This window comes from Methanohalobium sp. (genome assembly GCF_046546175.1).
Classification (GTDB): domain Archaea; phylum Halobacteriota; class Methanosarcinia; order Methanosarcinales; family Methanosarcinaceae; genus Methanohalobium.
The window spans coordinates 22579-40209 of sequence record NZ_JBKGYF010000007.1 but is presented as its reverse complement, the minus strand read 5'-3'; the positions used below and the strand labels follow the sequence as shown (position 1 = coordinate 40209).

21 protein-coding genes and 1 pseudogene are annotated in these 17631 nt (G+C 37.5%); 11 read left to right on the top strand and 11 right to left on the bottom strand.

Features of this window, described 5'->3' with window-relative positions; translation table 11 throughout:
* Positions 1 to 104 precede the first annotated feature (104 nt).
* The 3 genes and pseudogenes from ACLFMM_RS01735 to ACLFMM_RS01725 form a co-directional block, all read left to right on the top strand.
* The gene (locus ACLFMM_RS01735; protein ID WP_410806990.1) at positions 105 to 374 is read left to right on the top strand and encodes a winged helix-turn-helix domain-containing protein; all 270 of its coding nucleotides are present in this window, start codon (positions 105 to 107) and stop codon (positions 372 to 374) included.
* 36 nt (positions 375 to 410) lie between these two features.
* Complete coding sequence (locus ACLFMM_RS01730) at positions 411 to 851, top strand: V4R domain-containing protein (protein ID WP_410806989.1); 441 nt, start codon at positions 411 to 413, stop codon at positions 849 to 851.
* Between the two features lie 31 nt (positions 852 to 882).
* A pseudogene (locus ACLFMM_RS01725) lies at positions 883 to 960 on the top strand (IS200/IS605 family transposase); the annotation flags it as partial.
* Between the two features lie 129 nt (positions 961 to 1089).
* On the opposite strand, the gene ACLFMM_RS01720 reads toward ACLFMM_RS01725, so the two are convergent.
* From ACLFMM_RS01720 to ACLFMM_RS01685, 8 genes are all read right to left on the bottom strand, one after another.
* A complete protein-coding gene (locus ACLFMM_RS01720; protein ID WP_410806988.1) occupies positions 1090 to 1779 on the bottom strand; it encodes a DUF2110 family protein in 690 nt (229 codons plus the stop codon).
* 10 nt (positions 1780 to 1789) lie between these two features.
* A complete protein-coding gene (locus ACLFMM_RS01715; protein ID WP_410806987.1) occupies positions 1790 to 2386 on the bottom strand; it encodes a MarR family transcriptional regulator in 597 nt (198 codons plus the stop codon).
* A gap of 78 nt (positions 2387 to 2464) precedes the next feature.
* Positions 2465 to 3631 (bottom strand): tRNA (guanine(10)-N(2))-dimethyltransferase, encoded by a 1167-nt coding sequence (locus ACLFMM_RS01710; RefSeq protein WP_410806986.1) that lies wholly within the window; start codon positions 3629 to 3631, stop codon positions 2465 to 2467.
* A 23-nt stretch (positions 3632 to 3654) separates the two neighbouring features.
* On the bottom strand, positions 3655 to 4170 hold the full coding sequence (locus ACLFMM_RS01705) for a cupredoxin domain-containing protein (RefSeq protein WP_410806985.1): 516 nt from the start codon (positions 4168 to 4170) through the stop codon (positions 3655 to 3657).
* A gap of 47 nt (positions 4171 to 4217) precedes the next feature.
* Complete coding sequence (locus ACLFMM_RS01700) at positions 4218 to 5273, bottom strand: MBL fold metallo-hydrolase (RefSeq protein ID WP_410806984.1); 1056 nt, start codon at positions 5271 to 5273, stop codon at positions 4218 to 4220.
* Between the two features lie 16 nt (positions 5274 to 5289).
* Positions 5290 to 6582: an MgtC/SapB family protein gene (locus ACLFMM_RS01695; RefSeq protein ID WP_410806983.1), complete on the bottom strand. Its 1293-nt coding sequence runs from the start codon at positions 6580 to 6582 to the stop codon at positions 5290 to 5292.
* A gap of 33 nt (positions 6583 to 6615) precedes the next feature.
* Positions 6616 to 7263 carry a metallophosphoesterase family protein gene (locus ACLFMM_RS01690; protein ID WP_410806982.1) on the bottom strand — a complete coding sequence of 216 codons (648 nt, stop codon included), beginning with the start codon at positions 7261 to 7263 and terminating at the stop codon, positions 6616 to 6618.
* A gap of 128 nt (positions 7264 to 7391) precedes the next feature.
* On the bottom strand, positions 7392 to 8120 hold the full coding sequence (locus ACLFMM_RS01685; RefSeq protein WP_410806981.1) for a PP2C family protein-serine/threonine phosphatase: 729 nt from the start codon (positions 8118 to 8120) through the stop codon (positions 7392 to 7394).
* A 109-nt stretch (positions 8121 to 8229) separates the two neighbouring features.
* On the opposite strand from ACLFMM_RS01685, the gene ACLFMM_RS01680 reads away from it, so the two are divergent.
* From ACLFMM_RS01680 to ACLFMM_RS01645, 8 genes are all read left to right on the top strand, one after another.
* Positions 8230 to 8502, top strand: a complete 273-nt coding sequence (locus ACLFMM_RS01680) for an MM0924 family protein (RefSeq protein WP_410806992.1) — start codon at positions 8230 to 8232, stop codon at positions 8500 to 8502.
* Between the two features lie 472 nt (positions 8503 to 8974).
* On the top strand, positions 8975 to 9574 hold the full coding sequence (gene trmY, locus ACLFMM_RS01675) for a tRNA (pseudouridine(54)-N(1))-methyltransferase TrmY (protein ID WP_410806980.1): 600 nt from the start codon (positions 8975 to 8977) through the stop codon (positions 9572 to 9574).
* Between the two features lie 71 nt (positions 9575 to 9645).
* Complete coding sequence (locus ACLFMM_RS01670; protein ID WP_410806979.1) at positions 9646 to 10938, top strand: tRNA pseudouridine(54/55) synthase Pus10; 1293 nt, start codon at positions 9646 to 9648, stop codon at positions 10936 to 10938.
* 14 nt (positions 10939 to 10952) lie between these two features.
* Positions 10953 to 11249: a 50S ribosomal protein L21e gene (locus ACLFMM_RS01665; RefSeq protein WP_410806978.1), complete on the top strand. Its 297-nt coding sequence runs from the start codon at positions 10953 to 10955 to the stop codon at positions 11247 to 11249.
* Positions 11250 to 11383: 134 nt separating this feature from the next.
* Positions 11384 to 11737 (top strand): RNA polymerase Rpb4 family protein, encoded by a 354-nt coding sequence (locus tag ACLFMM_RS01660; protein ID WP_410806977.1) that lies wholly within the window; start codon positions 11384 to 11386, stop codon positions 11735 to 11737.
* An 89-nt stretch (positions 11738 to 11826) separates the two neighbouring features.
* The gene (locus ACLFMM_RS01655; protein WP_410806976.1) at positions 11827 to 12429 is read left to right on the top strand and encodes a DUF655 domain-containing protein; all 603 of its coding nucleotides are present in this window, start codon (positions 11827 to 11829) and stop codon (positions 12427 to 12429) included.
* Between the two features lie 19 nt (positions 12430 to 12448).
* On the top strand, positions 12449 to 13264 hold the full coding sequence (rsmA, locus tag ACLFMM_RS01650; RefSeq protein ID WP_410806975.1) for a 16S rRNA (adenine(1518)-N(6)/adenine(1519)-N(6))-dimethyltransferase RsmA: 816 nt from the start codon (positions 12449 to 12451) through the stop codon (positions 13262 to 13264).
* A 4-nt stretch (positions 13265 to 13268) separates the two neighbouring features.
* Positions 13269 to 13862 (top strand): HemK2/MTQ2 family protein methyltransferase, encoded by a 594-nt coding sequence (locus ACLFMM_RS01645; RefSeq protein WP_410806974.1) that lies wholly within the window; start codon positions 13269 to 13271, stop codon positions 13860 to 13862.
* Between the two features lie 415 nt (positions 13863 to 14277).
* On the opposite strand, the gene ACLFMM_RS01640 is transcribed toward ACLFMM_RS01645, so the two are convergent.
* The 3 genes from ACLFMM_RS01640 to ACLFMM_RS01630 all read right to left on the bottom strand — a co-directional run bounded on the left by ACLFMM_RS01640 (position 14278) and on the right by ACLFMM_RS01630 (position 17589).
* A complete protein-coding gene (locus ACLFMM_RS01640; RefSeq protein ID WP_410806973.1) occupies positions 14278 to 15153 on the bottom strand; it encodes a 2-oxoacid:ferredoxin oxidoreductase subunit beta in 876 nt (291 codons plus the stop codon).
* Positions 15150 to 16880, bottom strand: a complete 1731-nt coding sequence (locus tag ACLFMM_RS01635) for a 2-oxoacid:acceptor oxidoreductase subunit alpha (protein ID WP_410806972.1) — start codon at positions 16878 to 16880, stop codon at positions 15150 to 15152. Before ACLFMM_RS01635 ends, ACLFMM_RS01640 begins: the two co-directional genes overlap by 4 nt.
* A 208-nt stretch (positions 16881 to 17088) precedes the next feature.
* Complete coding sequence (locus ACLFMM_RS01630) at positions 17089 to 17589, bottom strand: hypothetical protein (RefSeq protein WP_410806971.1); 501 nt, start codon at positions 17587 to 17589, stop codon at positions 17089 to 17091.
* Positions 17590 to 17631: the final 42 nt, after the last annotated feature.

Below are 17631 nucleotides of genomic sequence, written 5' to 3'. Positions count from 1 at the left end.
ACTTCTCTCGAAGCCGCTGAGTCTTTAGCTCAGCGGTAGTTCACAAATACATTATTCGGTCAATTGCGAACTTTTATATAGAGTGCAAATTATTTATTATTACGATGAATCATGGGAACCGTACTACCCTCTTTTCCAATGGTAACGGGTTTATTGCTTTAAATGCTCCGGTAAAAATTAAAATTCTGGAACTACTGGAATCAGGTCCCAAATCGTTTGATGAGATTGTAAAGCACACAGATAAAGCAAAATCCACAACATCTGTGCACCTGAATGATTTGCGAAAGTGTGAACTTATAAAAGAAACACCCGATAACCATGATAAACGTAAAAAAGTTTATTATTTAAATTGTCAACTAATTGCTTCCTCATAGCAACCCCTTGTTAAACACTACAATAATGTTTTGCAGATGATTGACTCATCTCTACCCGATGGACATCGGTTTTTAAGATACATTTTCCAAGCATTACGTTTTGGATTCGAGTCCCATGGTGTTGACTATGAACCCGCTATAAAAAAAATAGGCAAAGACATTGGTGCAAGTATATCTAGCAATTTTAAATCGGAAAGTTTAGAAGAACTGCTGGATGAAATAACTGTATTCTGGAGCAAAAACGGTCTGGGAAATGTAAAGATAGATGACACAAATCCGCCTGTCATCATTGTTGATAATTGTTTTGAATGTCATTCCATGCCCAATATGGATAAAAAGTTATGTTCATTCAGCGCTGGTCTTTTAGAAGGCATTATTGCAGGCAATACAGGTATTGAATGTATAATAGAAGAAACTAAATGCTGTGGCAACGGTTATGACCACTGTACCTACAAAATGGTAAAACAGACATCTTAAAATGTATTACTGAAAGGAAAATACTCTATGGAGTAATGGATACTTCTGCTTTACAAAAGGGAACTTGAGCAAAAAAACAATTACAGAATATATACGCAGTCAAGGTTGACATAAAGATTAGACGGTGTTCATCTCTTTGTTTCATTTCAAAGAAATGAAACTCGCATTAAATCTACGATTTGATGCAATGCCAAAGACATAAGGGTTTTCTACCTTCCATTATTATAAAATAACAAAATCAACCATCTCCCACAACAACACCAAGATCGGATTTTAAAAGTTTTCCTATTTCTGCTACTATACCCGGTCCATCGGTATTCTCACGGCAAACAATTGCATGTTCCATCACGCCAAGACGCTCAATTCCATATATATCCTTACCGTGTCCTTTCTTTTTAACCGCAGATTTTAATTCTGAACGGGTTGCTGAGTTGGCAATAACTCTATCTGTACTGGATTTTTTCCAGTTCCACCAGAGGTCTATTTGTTTTTTAGTAAAACGAGCCTTTGGATTTTCAGAATTTTCTGTAACATCAACCGACACCGGAAGATATGGAATAATACCAAACCTGGATGCAATCTGTTTTACATTACCTGTACCAAGCGGTTTTAGATGGTCTTTTGGCACAGATAATTCAACACCTACATTAACAATTATTTCATCATCTTCAATCGACTGGATATATCCCCTATACTCGTTACCGGACTTGACTTCTTCAACCGGATGACCATATTTACTCAAAAGATAATTTGCAGAAAATTCCTCGTCCTCACCGGTAATCTCAACCTGAACCCAGCCTTCAGGAATAGCTGAAACCTTAACAGATGCATCAAGTTCTTCCAGATCATTATATATCATATCCTTTATTGAATGAAGTGCACGTTCAGTATTTCTATATACATGAAGAAGCAGTGTTATATACCTCATGATAACCCTTTCATTGACCCTGATTGACAATATTGTTTAGACGCTCACGTGTATCATTTAATGTAATGATTGCCATATCATCCACAGGGTACTGGGATGATTCTATCTGCTCTTCAAGTTTTTTGATATCCCTTTTAAACGGTCCCAGCTTGCGGGCTATGGCATCAATGTCTTCATTGTTGTTGGTTAATTCTTCGTAGATACTCTCTATTTTAAGACGCAGGTTAACGAGTTTTTTGTTTATGGTCTGATTTTCTGGATTGCTGCCTATTTCAGTTTGTGAGTTGTCCTGGAATGCATTTGATAGATTGCTGTTAGCAGTTTCCTGTTCAGTTTCGCCTTCAAGTTTAAGTATTAAATTTTTTAATGCGTTTACAACTTCCACACCCTGATCAGTAAGCTCCACGTACTTTACACGTCCATCCATTTTAAATTGCACAAGTCCGTGGTCTTCCATTTTGGAGAGGATTTTAGTTGTGTGAGCGAAGGTGGAATTAATTTCCTTTGTAATTACAGATGCATAGGTTTTTTCAAAAGACCATATAGCAAGCAAAGCCAGTGTAGGTTTCTCCTGTAAAAACAGATTTTCTGCATGTTTTTCAGCCATAATGAACTCCTGGATTATTTTTAAAAATTCTATTTCATAGTTGTATTATATAATTTATTATATATTATTTTCTATAAGTTATTTAAAAGAGGAGAGTACAATATCATTAATTATATCAATCCCTGCATCGGTTTTAAAAGAAGTGCCGCCAAAATGGGTTTTTGAAGCACGGTATCCATTATCTACAAGCAAACCTATTATCTGATTCATGGATATCGCAGAAACTCCCAGTAGTTTGCAGATACGGTGGAGATCATAATAGGTAGGGTATTCGAGTTCATCCCTGCAAAGAGTAATTATCTTTCTGGCTTTTTCCTTCTGATTCAAATGATATTTATCCAGTTCCTGCAGGATTTCATCACAGAATCCAGGATCATGGAGCGGACCCAACCAGAGTGGTCCTCCAATAACTGTAGTGTTTCCACATATCGGACACATGTTGTCAATATTAACAGCCAATCCGTATACAACTTTTCTGAAACTGCATTTATTGCAGTGGGATATAAAACCCATGTATTCAAGAGTTTTATCCGCCCTCTTTGCACCTTTTCTAATCTGTAAATAGGTACGTACATAATGCCTTGTCGCATGTGATAGAAGCGGAACCATTGCTTTATCATATTTTGCAAACTCACGCACTACCTTTCCAAGAAGTATTCGTACTCCCATCTCGCTGTGATATTCATTATTTAAAGGAACGGAGGAATACTTTCTGATTCCGGACTTAAGATGTGCTCCACATAAAGGTGCAGTGTCGGTAGCAGTGATTTCAAGTAAATTTTTGGCAGAATAAATTGCAGATTCTAGATAAGGAACCGGTGTCCCAAAGGGATCAAGATCAACTATATTGTACCTGTTTTCAAACAACAGGACATTGGCATTTTTGTGGAAAGCTGTTATTGCACCAGGAATATTGTTTAGTTCAATATTTTGTAAAATTAAATTGTATGCATCACTATTCCAGTCATTTAATGTTGTACACAGTCCTGTTTCATTTGCTACCCTAGTACCCCGGATACCTGATGCAGCAAGTGCATCCACATAGGTAATATCAGAAGGATTTAAATCGTATTTTTTTGATAACCTGTGTCCAAAAACTGCATTTGCAACAACTGTAATATCCCGGTTCAGTTCCATTTCAGGATTATAAAAAACAGCGGCAGAAGATGGTGGGAATGATGCGTCCTGTGATAGTTCCGGAACCAGTACTTTTGTTGATCCTTCTGTAACAGCTCTGTAATTCATCTGGAATCATTCAATACCAGGTTTTATTTTACTGTAATGGTCCCCTTCATCCTCTGTGGGAATGCTCTGGTACTGAAATTGTATGTACCAGTATCATTGAATGTATACCTAAATGACTGCCTGTAAGTAATTGTAGTATTTTCCCATAACCTATCCTCGCTCACTATAGTAAACGATCTTTTAGGGTCATTCATATTCTGCCAGATTATTGTATCTCCTTCAGTAATATCAAGTTTTGAAGGGATAAACGCATAACTTCGTATTCTTATCAAAAATGATTCTGAATCTGCTGGTGTTTCATTTCCGGTTTTATTGTCACCTGGTGTTACATTGACCTCTGTCCCATTGTCATCAGGAGCTGTTATATTATCATCCAGGGTTTTGTTGTCATCTGTTATATTATCATCCAGGGTTTTGTTGTCATCTGTTTCATTATCATCAGGTGTTTCATTATCATCCGGTACAACTCCATTTTCAACACACCCCACAAACAAAAGCGATGCTATAACCAGTAAAATAACAATAATTTTTGGTTTCATACTATCACTACATAATAAATGATTTTTAACTTTAATAACTTTATTGATTAAGTATGTGCCCCAGGCTTCTCCAACACCGGTACATCACCATTATATTCAGCCGCTGTTAGTAAAGATATTCCCCTTTCTTTGGCAGTCTCCCATACCCTGGATGTGTGTTCCTTATAAGATGGGTCACGGAGGAGGTGGTGGTCATATATCATTACATCAAGGTTACAGTTTTCAATTATATTTACCGCATTATCGATACTTCGTTCTAGGTCTTTGTTACTTAGCATGTATCCAAGAAGATATGTTGCAGGTCCGTCAAGAATTAATATATCAGGGTTTTCATTGATTATCCATTGTGCATAATCCTCTATAACCGGACCCTGTAAATCAGAGGAATAGAACAACTTGGCACCATTGGACTCAACAATTGTAGATATTATCCATCCTGTTCTGGAATATTCAACACCGTGGAATAAAGGTTCACTGAACCTCACTTTTGTATCCCCCTTTTGAAAACCTTTACCATCCGCAAAATGGATTGCTCCTGTTTTTAAATTTATCCAATGAGTTCTTGCCCACTGATTACTCATTTTTAAAAAACGTTTTTGACCACTTAAAATCGCTTCATTGAAGTCCTGGTTGTAATCATAATATTTACTCCTTAAAATCGGGAGTTCATCTATCGGGTCTTTAAAAGTAGTTTTCAGGGGTCTTGTATACTGTATCCGTTTGTTTTCAATTTTGCCCAGCCATTTCAGGAATTTGCGTGAACGGTCCCATTGTGAAAAATTAATCCATTGATTGGGGTCTTTTATCCAGATATCTTTATCTTTGTAAATGCACTCTGATTTATCATCAACCAACAGATGGTCGTAGTGATAGTGACTAATAACAACATGTTCTACATCCTTTGCTGCATTCATAACACTTTTTTTAGCCTGTTCAAGATAATTCAATTTGGCAGAATCTGATATAGGATACGTCTTGTGCATGATTGCAGCACCTGGATCAATTATCAAACTAGTGTCAGGTGTTGTTACCAGTGTACATGTCGACTTTGCCCCCATTGAATCAAAACAGACCGGTCTGAATTTTATGTTATTACTATACATCAACTACTCCTATATATTAGAACGAAAAATTTGATGTTCGAAGATAAAAACCCCAGATAATAAGCGCCGTAATACCCACAATTACCAGTAATGCATACGTATTCTTGGAAATTTCAAATAATTTTCTGGCTCCTGATAGATTGATAAGTACAGTTTTGTTCAATGTACTGATAATACTTGCTATTACAGCGGTTTCTGCTGCTGTTGCAAATGATATCCCGCCATTTACAGCAAGTGTTGTCACAGAAACAGTTACCGCTGCACTGCTAACAAGTCCACCTATTGCAGTTGCATATATACCGGTTGTTCCTGCGATATCATTTGCAAATTTAGCTATTATAAGCAGTATTGTAAAACCAGCTCCGAATTTGAAAGCGGGACCCAATGCAAAAGGAGAACTCAATTTCAAATTTTCATCTACAGGTTTGATGTTTTTTCTTCTGGACAGTGCAGTAAAAGAAGATACACCAATTATAGCCAGTTGAGGTGGTAACATCAATAATGCTGTTCTTCCGCTGGGGTCTACTATAACCGCTATTATAAGGTTCCTTACAAGCATTGCTGTATTGGACAACAGGATACCTATATAACTGGCATCCAGAAAAGCAGGTCTATGCACTGCTATCGAAGCAAATGCTCCTGCAGATGCTTCACTGTTTACAAATCCACTTAAAAGACCTGAATAATAAACACCCCCATGTCCGAATTTTTTCAGGGATACATAGCTTACAAAACTAATAGTTGAGACTAGTACAATAATTAAAATTGCGGATTTTAGATTCAGTACACCAAATATTAACTGATCGGGAACAAGTGGATACAAAATAAATACCACTGCCAGGAACTGTACTGCATTTAAAATCTCATCCTCTGAAAGGTTTTCTGCAAAAGAATGAAGTGGTTTTTTCTCTATCAATAAAAAGGTAATAACTACTGCCCCTACTATTGCAAAAAGGAAATACTCTTCAGCAACCAGTATTCCCAGTATATAGGTACTGAAAAGTGCTATCGGACTGGTAAAACCATACTGGCTGAAAAGCACGTTTTTTGCGTAAGCAACCAGAAGGCAGAGCAGTGCAAAAAAAGCAGTAGTAATAAGCAAAAATTCAAAACCGATAATATCCGCCACATATTTAGCAAGCATACCGGTTATACAAGTTATGGCAAATGTTCTAACTCCTGCAAATACCTCACGATACTTCCTACGGTGCTCACGCTCAATACCCACAAGAATTCCTATTAATAATGAAAGGATTAGTTTCTGAAGAAAATCCAGCAGCTTAGGGTCAATAGCCAGTTCCGGTATCAATTCCGTGGTAATATATCCCCCTGATTGTTATATTTAAGCTTTTATAAGTTGAACATCTATTTTCGGAGTTTCATCAACATTAATATCAATCAATGCACCATAGCCATCAGAACCCATTCCGGGATTAACTACAATTGATTTTCCGAATTCCATTACGCCCCTTGCCTCATGGATATGACCGCATACAATCAGGTCCATCCTGTCCATGAATTTCGCAATTGACCTGCAACCGACATTTCCTGCCGGTACTTCATCCAGTGTGCAGTGGGGTGGTGCATGTGTGAGAAGTACAGAAACATTATCAGTTTTTTCTGCTTCATTTATCAGTGTCTCCAGATTGGATTCAATCTCATCTTCTTCAAGCTCAAATGGTGTATTGAACGGTGTAGGGTTGGAACCTCCAAGGCCGATAAATGTTACATCACCTATAGTTCGGGATGAATTATGAAGGTTTATATCTCGCCTCTCAAGCACGTCAAGAAGTGATTTGGGGTCACAGTTACCAGGAATTGCCAGTACTGGAGATTCAAACATATCTATCAGTTTTTCAGCTTTTTCATCAGGTCCAAAATTTGTAAGGTCTCCGGCTATTAACACTAGGTCTATTTCTCCTGATTTTTGCAGCAGTGGTATTATTTTCGAATAATTCCCATGCAGGTCAGTAATTGCAAGTATTCGCATTGTTAAACTCCCTTTATTTTTATACATTCCTTATGAGATTCAGTGTTCTTCAATCTAATTAGAAAGTTAAAAATTCATAGTTTATAAGACCATAGTATCAAACAGTTTAAGTAGATTTTTAGTAATTTTCAGGGTTTATATACCACTATGGTAACATTATCTGTTGTGGTCACAAGAGCTTCATTATACAGATACCGAACTATTTCAGATGGTTTCTGATAGGTTACACTTTTAACTATAACCGATTTATCAACATGGTCATGCAAACCATCACTACTTAAGACAAGAATTTCACCCTCATCAATCGTTGTCTCGTACAGATCAACATCAAATTCGTTTCCCATTGAATGAGTTACTATATGGCTCATGGGATGGTATCTGGCTGTTTCATCATCAATCATACCTCTGTCAAGAAGTTTTTGCACCATTGAATGGTCTTTTGTCTTAAATTTTGTACCCGCAGCTACCACAGTAGATCTACTATCACCGGTATTTGCTATAATTGCTCTGTTATTTTTTACAAAAGCTGATACAAGTGTTGTCCCCATCCCCTGTTTATCTCCGACAGATGCCTGAATTATTGCATCATGGATTCGTTCATGGCAATCGCGAAGAAGGTCCTTAATCTGCTCATTATCCATTTCATTTGAATATTGCTCTTTAAAAAACTCTTCCAGTTTCATGACAGCAATACCTGATGCTATATCCCCTGCAGCATGACCTCCAAGTCCGTCTGCCACCGCTAAAAGATATGCATCATCGATTTTTAGCATCAGACAATTGTCTTCGTTATGGTCCCTGTTACCTGAGTCAGTGATTCCAGAGACCCTGTTATTGAGTGTTAACAGTTCACCCATAAAATACCCCTTATTTTGTATATGATATAGTTACTCATTGTATTTATTGGATTTTTCCATTTAAACAGAAATTTATAAAACTAACATACAATCCTATAATTAAGGAGGGATAACCACGGAATCCTTTATAAAAACTAACCTTATGAACAAAAAAGTAGATATACATTGTGGAGGTCCTGATTTTTTTAGGGGTACAATAGTTGATTGCTCTGACGGGGTAACCACCCTGAAATGGGATATAAAAGAAACCGGATATAAGCATGTGCTTCCCCAGACCCTTACCAAACAAGATATAAGTCCAAGTAAATGGGAAATAATAGAAGAAGGAGACACATATATAGCAACAGACAAAATTCTGGCAATCTGGGAAGTAGACATCTGACGTACACCAAAGAATTAATCCATTGAGTTCTGTGGCCACCATCCATCTTGATGTTGCCACTTGCTGGGCGCCAGTAATCCCGTATGATACATCTCTGTCTGTATCGCATTGTTTGTGTTCGACACCAAACAATACCTGATGGAATTTGATGATACACAAACAATTGGTTGAATTAAACAATGTCTTAATCAGGCAACTTGCTCAAAGCAATTATACACTGAAAGCATTGTTTTTGCAAATATCTAAATATAATCAACTACGTTAAAAAATATATGGTTAAAAAACACTAACCAACGGAGAAGTTTTATCCAACAGTTAGAAACTGTTGGCTTTCATGTACCCCTGTTGCTCCTTCTTCATAATAAAAAACTGTTAAGCAATCAGTTTTAAATATAAAATATACGTTACTGCAAACAAATAAAACATAAAGTGTATAAAAACGAACCTGAGAACTGGCTTAGTGAGGATACCCATGCGAGATTTCATAGTAATAGGTCATAAAGCATCAACATCAAGCGATTTTTCACTTAATGATTTACCAGGCTCCGCAGGACGAATGGACATCTTATGCAGATGCATAAACTCTGCTTTCTTTCTATCCCATGATATTCGAACTGATGTCCAGGTACATCTCCTGCTACTAGGGCAACCAGAGCCAGGAAAAATTATACGTTTCAATGGTGAAAATATAAAACATCTTAACCCTGATGAAAGAAGTAGCGGCGCATTAATAAAAAAGGCACTGGAAAAAAATGTCAGTGATGTTGAAACCCAATCTACACCTGGTGTATGGATACGCAAGGGAAACCTTAAAACATTGCTCGATGGATTTAAAAATGAAAGCAGAACTCTTGCGTATCTGCGTGAAGGTGGAGAAGACATAAGAGAGATTGCAGGCTCATTAAACGATGCCGTGTTCATTCTGGGAGACCATTTAGGAGTTACTGATGAAGAGGAAGAAATAATATTAAACACCAATGCAAAACTGATTTCAGTATCACCGCATTCAATACATGCTGACCACTGCATACTCATCCTGAACAACGAACTAGACAGAGCACTTGAGAAATAAACATTCGTGTTGTATCCTACAACCGGTACAGTAGTTACAACATCTCTAATCAATTATTTTAAGTGACCCCAATGAATATCACAGAAATTGCCAGAAAAATAATTCAGGAAGGACCCATCTGCAACCACTGCCTTGGGAGACAGTTTGCAAAACTGTCAACATGTCTGGGGAATTATGAACGTGGAAGATCCATCAAAATATATCTTACCATGGAAGGGGACAGAATATTCAAAGATGATAATGATGACAGCCTATTAAAGGAACTATCACCAAGCAATCCAATAGCCAGGAAACTAACAGATATCGAACCGGAGGATGAAACCTGCTGGGTCTGTCTTGGACTGTTTGATAATCTGGAATGGTGGGCAGAGCGCGCTGTATCAGAAATGGAAGCCTTTGAATACGATAATTTCCTTGTTGGTACCAGTATGAGTGGGTTATTAAGTGAAAATGAAGAAATATTGTGGACCGAATCAGGGACAGTCTATGCCGAACAATTAAAATCAGAACTAAATCGTGAAATCGGGAAACGTATCAATGCCATAACAGGAAAAGAAGTTGATTTTGAAAATCCGGATATAGTGGTGATGCTTGACCTCACTAAAGAAGATGTATTGCTTGAGGTACGGTCTGTTTATATATACGGACGCTACCGTAAACTGGTTCGAGGCATTCCCCAAACAAGGTGGCCCTGCCGCAAGTGCAGAGGAAAAGGATGTGAGGTGTGCGGGTTCACAGGCAAACAATATGAAGAATCAGTTGACGAAATTATTAGCGACCAGGTTCAAAAAACACTTCATTGTATTGATACAAAATTCCACGGCTCTGGCCGTGAAGACATCGATGCTCTTATGCTTGGCGATGGGAGACCCTTTGTTATCGAGGCTGTCAGACCTATATATCGCCATTTTGATATAAACAGGCTGCAAGAAGACATCAACAACTTTGCCGAGGGAAAAGTGGAAGTGAATGAATTAAAATCAGTGTCCAGGGATGTGATCGAAACACTGAAATCATCAAAGGCGGATAAAGTTTATAAACTTAAAGTTACATTCAATGAGCCGGTTTCAGAGGAAAAACTTAAATCAGCCATTAACACTCTTAGTGGAGTAGATATTGAACAGAGAACACCCCAGCGTGTTTCACACAGGCGAGGCGATTTGATTCGAAAACGTCATGTGCATAATATCGAATTATCCGATTTAACCCATAATCATGCAATAATCACCGTAAACTGTGAAGGTGGGCTCTACGTTAAGGAACTGATTTCTGGTGACGAAGGGCGTACTGAACCAAATCTTTCAGATATAATTGGTACACAGGCAGAAGTTACAGAACTTGATGTGATCAAAGTTAATTTATAAATAGGAGGACAATTATGCCAAAATCAGAAGGTGAAAGATGCTGCACAAGGAGTAAACTGAAAAAAAACGTACGTGAAAGAGGACTTTCTCCAGTTAGCAAAGCAATCCAGAAATTCGAAGAAGGCCAGATGGTACACATCGATATAGACCCAAGTGTTCAAAAAGGAATGCCAAATCCAAAATTCCAGGGTAAAACCGGTAAAGTAATAGGCCAGCGTGGAAGAGCGTACCTTTTACAGGTAAGAGATATGAATTCATTAAAAGAAGTTATATCCCTCCCGGAGCACCTTAAACCGCAGAAACAAAATTAAAAATTATTTACTACTGTAAATAATACCTTTTTGTATCCATAGATATATTTATCTTATAGGTTACTAATCTGGTCTTTATTAAACTGTATCACATAAAATCTATCCCAATTTAAATTTTAAAAGAGTGTATCTCAATGATAGTCAAGGAAGTCCTGGAAGAAGAGTTAATGACGCTGGCTGAAGTAAAAGAAAGCCTCAATAAAATAATGGAAGAACGCAGTGACCGAGGGGAAGAACTTGGATATGAATTGCGAAAATCCATAAATCATGCTGAAATTTTCTCAAAAATAAGCGCAGAAAAATCAAGGGAACTGGTAAATAACTTAATGGGACTAGAAAAAATAAAACCAGAGATAGCTGTCAAAATAGCTGATATCCTTCCCGAGACAAAAGATGAATTAAGAGCTATATATTCAAAAGAGAGATACACTTTATCAGAGCAGGAACTTGATGAAATTCTAAATACAATAAGTGAAACTTTGGAATAAAGTTATATAAGAATCACTCACACTATACTTGCAACACATTTGTATAACGAGTGGCATATATAGAATGCAGAGTTACCGGTGGGTATATAATGAAAAAAAGGGGAAAACCGAAACAAAAAGAAGATTACGCATGGGTACTTGATTATCTACCCTATGGAAACCCTAAGGACACCAGACCCACTCACCAAAAGAAACCTCTTTTACAGGGTGTGGGTGATAGATATTTTGTTTTAATGGAAATGGTTCCTAAAGAGGGAGTTTCCCCAGAAATACAGTCCCGTGTTTATATAGGTGATGGTGAACGAAAATTTGTTGACCATGTAAAACACAGAATAAGTTATGACGAATTAAGCCATGGTGCACAACTTGAACTTCCCTATGTACTTGAAAAAACAGTCCACGAACAGGAAGACAGGTTTGTCAAATTTTTCAATGACGCCCACCCTATAACCACCAGACTTCACATGCTTGAACTTCTTCCAGGCATTGGTAAAAAGCTCATGTGGGCAATAATTGATGAAAAGAAAAAAGGCAATTTCAAGAATTTCGAGGATATACACAAGAGAGTTAATGGTGTACACAACCCAACAAAAATTATTGCCAAACGAATCGAAGAAGAATTGAAGGATGACAACATCAAATATCGGTTATTTACGGCCGAACCGCATCATCCAAAAAAGAAGGAAGAATAATCTAAACCAGTGATTTAACGTGGTTGAATCTATATTAGATGAATATGGAATTACAGGAGGAGATCATGACCAGCATTTTCTGGTCGATGAACACTTCCTTAACAAGATTGTGGATTCTGCAGAATTAAATGAAGATGACACTGTGCTTGAAATCGGTGCAGGGATAGGTAACCTTACAGTAAAAATCGCAGGATGGGTTGGAAAGCTCATCGCTGTAGAACTCGACCCGTACCTATGTGCTATTTTAAGAGAGCGGTTTGCAGACTACGATAATGTAGAGATAATAGAAGGGGACATACTTGATGTTGAACTACCCGTATTTAACAAAGTAGTTGCAAACCTGCCCTATTCGATATCCTCACACATCACTTTTAAGCTTTTAAAACATGATTTTGAACTTGGAATATTGATGTACCAGTACGAGTTTGCCAGACGGATGATATCACCGAAAAATACCAAGGATTACAGCAGGTTGACTGTTACAACCAATTTTTTTGCTGATGCTTCTATTATCATGAAAGTCCCCCGTTCTGCATTCAAACCCGCTCCAGAAGTTAAATCCGCTGTAGTCAAACTGATTCCAAGACCCGCTTCCTTTGAAGTTGTTGATGAGGATTTTTTCCTGACGTTTGTTACAGCTGTATTCGGACAGAGGCGAAAAAAATTAAGAAACGCTATCCTGAATACCAACAACAAACTGGGCATCAACAATATAAAAGAAATCATTAATACATTACCAAATGAATACATGAATAAACGTGCTGAAAATCTGGAACCTTCAGAACTTGCCTACATCGCAAACCAGCTTTTCAAATTCAAAACAGAAAATAGTTAAAATCATGGCAAAAATACGATACAAAAATACCCATGTACAATTTGCAGATAATGTATATGAACCTGCTGAAGATACATTCCTTTTAACTGATTCAGCTTTTAATTTTATCAGGAATGGTATGAATGTCCTGGAAATCGGCACAGGCTCAGGGTTTGTATCCGCTGTACTTAAAACCAATTTTAATATAAATATCATCACAACCGAAATAAATCCACATGCTGCAAGATGTGCAAGGTCAAACGGTGTGGAAGTAGTGCGGACTGATATGTTCGATGGTTTAAAACCTTATCCATGTTTTGATTTTATTCTGTTCAATCCTCCTTACCTACCTACCAATGATGATGAAAAAGTACCCGGATGGATGAATTATTCATATGATGGTGGTGTCGATGGGTGTGATGCGATAAGGGATTTTTTGAACAATGTTTGTGATTATCTTAAACCAGAAGGAATAATCATGCTGCTGGTTTCATCGCTTTCAGGTACAGAATACATTGAACAGATGATGGAATCAAGGGGGTTCGAAGTTAATATTGTCTGCAGGAACAGATACTTTTTTGAAGAACTGGTTGTGCTTTGCGGCAGGCATAAAAACTGAAAGAAGGAGTAGATTCACATTTTCACGAGAAATAGAGCAGGAAGCCAACAGTTTTAAATGTTTTCTTTAAATCAAAACACTCTAAATTGAAAATTTAGAGTTAAACTTAAACCATTGATTGAAGTTGTTTAAAAGATATCTTTAAACTTCGGTTAAAGAGTGAGGAATGCGTCCAAACTAAAAAAACCATTAATGAATCAAAAATAACATCTATTACCCAAAAATGTTTTTAAACGTATATAACTTATATCGTAATATAAACGTTTAAGGCACCTATGGGATTATAATACTGAAACTTCAACATTATATTGTCCAGAGGAAAACAGTTATTAAAACGTATAAGGGGAGCTGTCAGCCTTCCTGATGTCCTCCGATTAGCTTCTATTAGTTAAGAGGGAAGGACAAGCTAACCGCTTTAGCGGTTAGTAGCTGACATGAATTCTTCCATTAATTCATCAACCATCGATGGATCTGTTCCCAGGTTTATAAGAGGTGCTGAATCAAGCACCGGCAGTTTGTCTTCAAAGGTTGGTTTATCATCCTTCCTGTAAAAGACCCCGATAGGGATGTTATCCCCCCATTCCATGGATTTTTCAAAAGCCCTCGTTTTATCATCAGGTTTGTAACCGGTTTCCTCTAGCTTATAAACTCTTTCTTTGTACCATTTGAATGTATTCAATCTATTAAATGTCACACACGGCTGTAGGATATCAACCAGAGAGAGACCTTTATGTTCTATCGCCTGTTTGATAAGTCCTGAAAGATGCTTGACATCACCTGCAAATCCCCTGCTAACAAATGTACAGTCCAGAGATATTGCAGTTGCCAGTGAATTGAAAGGTGTATGCATCACTCCATGCTTTTGAACCTTTGTTTTCATACCTATATCACTGGTAGGTGATGCCTGACCTTTTGTCAGACCATATATCTGGTTGTCGTGGACAATTACAGTTATATCGGGATTCCTTCTTATTGCATGAACAAAGTGATTTCCCCCTTCACCGTACATATCACCGTCTCCGCCAACAGCTATAACATTGAGGTCATGATTGGAAATTTTCGCACCTGTTGCTGTTGGGAGCGTGCGCCCATGAAGACCATTGAATACATTGCATCTTAGATAATGAGGGAGTTTACCCGATTGCCCTATTCCGGAAACCATAAGAACCTTGTGAGGCGGGATATCAAGTTCAGACAACGCATTTTTTACTGATGTGAGGATTCCAAAATTCCCGCACCCAGGACACCATTCAATCTCCACTTCATTTTTATAATCATCTTTAGTTGTCATTGTAAAACTCCCTTGCTTTCAAGTTCATGGATAATATATCTCGGTGTAAACGGTTTACCATCGTATTTTAACACGTGGCCGGTTACTGATACTCCAGTTTCTACTTTCAAAACTCTGGAAAACTGACCTGTTGCATTGTTTTCAACACATATCAGGTCTGATGAACAGGCTTTATTAAGGATGTTTTTTACAGATTCAGGTAACGGATAGACTTCATTAAATTGTACAAGGTTTATATCTACCCCTTTATTCCTGAGAATATCTACAGTCTCTGTTAGTGTTCCATAAGTAGATCCCCACCCTATAAGAGTTATATCTGCAGAATCAGAACCGTAGATTTCAGGTTCTGACATTTCCATTTTAAGCCCTTCTAGTTTGTTGAGACGTTTCTCATTTATTTTTATCCGGTTGTCTATGGTCTGGTCTATATGTCCGTATTCATCATGTTCATCACTGTCTGCCACAACAAGCGAACTGAACTGTCCTGGTAATGCTCTGGGAGATATACCTGAAGATGTGAATTTGTAGCGTTTGTACTCTTTATCCTGTTCTGCCTCATTACTTTCTGTTAGCAAATGACGTTCAATTGAAATTTTTGATGCATCGAATTTTTCGCAGGTAAATTCGGAATCCGCAAGATACTGGTCACTCATGATAAAGGCAGGTGTCTGATATTTATCAGCCATGTTGAATGCTTTTGATGTAAGATAAAAAGCATCTTCTGGTGTTTTAGGTGCAAACACACATCTTGGGAATTCACCCTGTGCCGCATGGAGTACAAACTCCAGGTCGCCCTGTTCTGTCATGGTAGGAAGTCCTGTCGCAGGACCTGGTCTCTGTCCCAGGAATATAACAACGGGTGTTTCGGTTATCCCTGAGAGACCAACAGCCTCAACCATGAGTGAAAATCCCCCTCCTGATGTAGTGACCATTGAACGTGCACCTGCAAATGAAGCGCCGATCGACATGTTCAGTGCTGATATTTCATCTTCTGCCTGCTCTGCAACAACTCCAAATCTGTCTGCATTCGCAGCAATATAGTTCAAAACCCCTGTAGAAGGAGTCATTGGATAGGCAGATATAAACTTGATACCGGAAGCAAGTGCACCAAGAGCTACTGCCTCATTACCAGTTATCAGCATCCTTTTCTGTGAAGAACCAGGTGATTCTAATTCATAATGACATTTACCTTCATAATTTTCCTGTGCATAATTATAACCTGAGCTGGCAGCCTCGATGTTTTTGTTTACAATCTCATCCCCTTTTTTGGAAAAGGTATCATTAAGAACTTCTTTTAACATGTCAAAATTATAACATAAAAGGCCAAGAGCTGCCCCCACTGCAACTGTATTGGTATATATTTTTCCACCCACATCTTCTGCTATTTTGGTAAAAGGTACATGGAATATGGATTTATCATCATTATCCACTTTGACTTTATCTTTATCAACCAGCACAACACCACCAGATAATTCATCAAAATGCTTGTCTATTGATGCTTTATCAAGGGCGATGAGCAGATTAACGTCTTCTGTTATGGCTTTAATAGGATTATCACTTATCCTTGCCTGATAATAGTTGTGCCCTCCCCGTATCCGAGAAAGATAGAACTGGGTTCCAAACACATGGAATCCACCTCTAAGAAATGTCTTAGATAGGATTTGTCCTATTGTTTGCAGACCCTGACCTGCTTCTCCACCTACTTTGATATTAAAATCAACACTCATTATGATATTTCTCCCCTATATTATTGGTTAATCATGTTAAATTCAATGATGTTTATAATCCTATAAATATTAACGCCTCCATACGAAAAAATGTAATTATAAAAATGACAAATATTAAAGATATTAACCAGTAATTACAATTTTAAAAATTGAAAAATAGAATAGTTATAGTATATGTAGGTTTAAAAATGCGGAAATATTTAAAAAATCAACCAAACAGGTTGAAAATTCGCTCAGATACCCAAAAAACCGCTTTCTTAGTCACTCCTACAGGTTCAATGTCCAATTTTCCATCTTCACGGAGCTGTTTAAAGGTTTCTATGGGGTCATCTGAATTCATCAGGCTGTGAACTGTTTCCTCATTTGTTGTTACCTTTACTGTGGGATTCATCTGCGATTCGTTTTCGATTTTATCGAATTGAGTTATTTCTGCATTTTCTGTTACAGCTTTAATAAGAAGTGTATCATTGTTGTTTTTCTCTATCAAAACAAGTATTTCTTCATTTCCTACCAGTGATTTTACAAATCCTGGAACCATTTCTGTATGCTGGTTGTACACAGAGATATTCGATTTGATATGATTGTATAATTCATCTTCTGACTGTTCCTGTGATTCTGTAACATTCTGTGCAGTTGCCATTGATACTGGCAGTAAAAACATCAGCAATAACAATAGACCGGTAATTAATATGTTAGTTCTGTTGACCATGTTTTAAAATATTACCTGAAAGTATAAAAATCTTGCATAAAA

Bases quoted from the DNA above. Each gene is read 5' to 3' on its own strand.
- ACLFMM_RS01735 (WP_410806990.1), top strand. From the start codon at position 105: ATGAATCATGGGAACCGTACTACCCTCTTTTCCAATGGTAACGGGTTT.
- ACLFMM_RS01730 (WP_410806989.1), top strand. From the start codon at position 411: ATGATTGACTCATCTCTACCCGATGGACATCGGTTTTTAAGATACATT.
- ACLFMM_RS01720 (WP_410806988.1), bottom strand. From the start codon at position 1,779: ATGAGGTATATAACACTGCTTCTTCATGTATATAGAAATACTGAACGT.
- ACLFMM_RS01715 (WP_410806987.1), bottom strand. From the start codon at position 2,386: ATGGCTGAAAAACATGCAGAAAATCTGTTTTTACAGGAGAAACCTACA.
- ACLFMM_RS01710 (WP_410806986.1), bottom strand. From the start codon at position 3,631: ATGAATTACAGAGCTGTTACAGAAGGATCAACAAAAGTACTGGTTCCG.
- ACLFMM_RS01705 (WP_410806985.1), bottom strand. From the start codon at position 4,170: ATGAAACCAAAAATTATTGTTATTTTACTGGTTATAGCATCGCTTTTG.
- ACLFMM_RS01700 (WP_410806984.1), bottom strand. From the start codon at position 5,273: ATGTATAGTAATAACATAAAATTCAGACCGGTCTGTTTTGATTCAATG.
- ACLFMM_RS01690 (WP_410806982.1), bottom strand. From the start codon at position 7,263: ATGCGAATACTTGCAATTACTGACCTGCATGGGAATTATTCGAAAATA.
- ACLFMM_RS01685 (WP_410806981.1), bottom strand. From the start codon at position 8,120: ATGGGTGAACTGTTAACACTCAATAACAGGGTCTCTGGAATCACTGAC.
- trmY (WP_410806980.1), top strand. From the start codon at position 8,975: ATGCGAGATTTCATAGTAATAGGTCATAAAGCATCAACATCAAGCGAT.
- ACLFMM_RS01670 (WP_410806979.1), top strand. From the start codon at position 9,646: ATGAATATCACAGAAATTGCCAGAAAAATAATTCAGGAAGGACCCATC.
- ACLFMM_RS01665 (WP_410806978.1), top strand. From the start codon at position 10,953: ATGCCAAAATCAGAAGGTGAAAGATGCTGCACAAGGAGTAAACTGAAA.
- ACLFMM_RS01660 (WP_410806977.1), top strand. From the start codon at position 11,384: ATGATAGTCAAGGAAGTCCTGGAAGAAGAGTTAATGACGCTGGCTGAA.
- ACLFMM_RS01655 (WP_410806976.1), top strand. From the start codon at position 11,827: ATGAAAAAAAGGGGAAAACCGAAACAAAAAGAAGATTACGCATGGGTA.
- ACLFMM_RS01645 (WP_410806974.1), top strand. From the start codon at position 13,269: ATGGCAAAAATACGATACAAAAATACCCATGTACAATTTGCAGATAAT.
- ACLFMM_RS01640 (WP_410806973.1), bottom strand. From the start codon at position 15,153: ATGACAACTAAAGATGATTATAAAAATGAAGTGGAGATTGAATGGTGT.
- ACLFMM_RS01635 (WP_410806972.1), bottom strand. From the start codon at position 16,880: ATGAGTGTTGATTTTAATATCAAAGTAGGTGGAGAAGCAGGTCAGGGT.
- ACLFMM_RS01630 (WP_410806971.1), bottom strand. From the start codon at position 17,589: ATGGTCAACAGAACTAACATATTAATTACCGGTCTATTGTTATTGCTG.